The sequence below is a fragment of the Arsenophonus nasoniae DSM 15247 genome (assembly GCF_000429565.1).
Classification (GTDB): Bacteria; Pseudomonadota; Gammaproteobacteria; order Enterobacterales; family Enterobacteriaceae; genus Arsenophonus; species Arsenophonus nasoniae.
Genome location: NZ_AUCC01000253.1, coordinates 1 through 1,328, shown reverse-complemented (window position 1 = coordinate 1,328; position 1,328 = coordinate 1). Strand labels below are relative to the sequence as shown.

The following is a 1,328-nucleotide window of genomic DNA, read 5'->3' as shown; positions in this document are numbered from 1 at the left end:
ACTCGGCAAAAGAGCCCGCAACAGCAGGACTCGGGCGCTGATCACTCACACTACGCCCGACAGAATAATTGATTTGCATGGGTTATTTGGCCTTTCATCGAACAATAGCTGTATATAAAAGTTTCTCAAGAGATCTTACTGTTGATATACGTGGATTTGTGTGTATCCCCGCTAATAAACGACTAATTGTTGATTGTGGTACACCTGTAAGTTTAGCTATTTGATTTTGGGTATATCCCAAATCGAGCAAGTATTTCACTATATCTTTGGGAGTTAATTCGTGCATAGATTTCGGCTCCATTGGTATATTATGAACTTAAATTATCCGAAAAAGCATTGACAATCAACCCGAATTTGGTTTCTTGTAGAAACCTCAAATATGCAATAACGCATAATAATTCGATGAATAAGAAGGAAAAGAAAAATGGCACTTGACTACGATATTTTAAAAAAAAACATAAAATATTTAATGCAAAATACAGGTATTAGTAGCGTTACAGAACTTTCAAAACGTGTGAAAATGCAACAATCGACACTGCAACGAATGTTAGTAGGGGAAGTAAAAGATCCTAAGTACGTTACTCTAAAACAAATAGCTGAATTTTTTAAAATATCTCCAGTAGATTTAATTGAGTGCGACCTGCAGGAAAACCCACCACGCACTTTAGTAGAAGTGGATGGCGACCCGTATGATTATTTAATATTTAAAGAAGTGCCAGTATTGGGTAATACTCAAGTTGGGCACGGTAGCTATTGGCCAAACATGAAGCATCCCGTAGAAAATAGAGGTGGTTACATACGTTGGCCTTCTTATGATGAAAATGCTTACGCATTAAAAAGTGTCGATGATTCTATGATACCTAGAATTAAAGAAGGTGAATTTATAATTGTAGAGCCAAATCATATCTATCACCCAGGTGATGAAGTTTTAGTTGTTACGGAAGAAGGTCAGGTAATGGTAAAAACATTTTTATTTGAACGAGATGCTCTTTACCATTTGTTACCTGTAAATGAAAATGTTGCTCCAATAAAAATACCTAAAAAGAAGGTTACGATAATTCAATATATTGCGGGTATCGCAAAGTCATCTCTTTGGCACACCTAATAAATTTAAAAAAAAATTAAAGTCTCATATAGCGAAACTTTTTAAGATAATGCAATTATGGGTTGACAGCTAATGCAGTTTGGCATATAAATATCACATAAGGTAATGCGTTTATGGGTTACTTCTTAGCTCTTTAACAATTTAGAAAGTCGAAATGTACAGCGCGTTATGTCTGTAGTAGTGCAGTGGTGCACGTTGCATAGAGTGCGATCCGCTCTTTGCA

The 1,328-nt window shown here is 35.8% G+C and carries 2 protein-coding genes; one reads left to right on the top strand and one right to left on the bottom strand.

Annotation, left to right across the window (positions count from 1 at the left end):
• Positions 1 to 94 precede the first annotated feature (94 nt).
• Positions 95 to 286 (bottom strand): helix-turn-helix domain-containing protein, encoded by a 192-nt coding sequence (locus G468_RS0118095; RefSeq protein WP_026824161.1) that lies wholly within the window; start codon positions 284 to 286, stop codon positions 95 to 97.
• A 138-nt stretch (positions 287 to 424) separates the two neighbouring features.
• Between G468_RS0118095 and G468_RS0118090 the strand changes: the two genes are divergently transcribed.
• Positions 425 to 1,105 carry a LexA family transcriptional regulator gene (locus G468_RS0118090; protein ID WP_026824160.1) on the top strand — a complete coding sequence of 227 codons (681 nt, stop codon included), beginning with the start codon at positions 425 to 427 and terminating at the stop codon, positions 1,103 to 1,105.
• Positions 1,106 to 1,328: the final 223 nt, after the last annotated feature.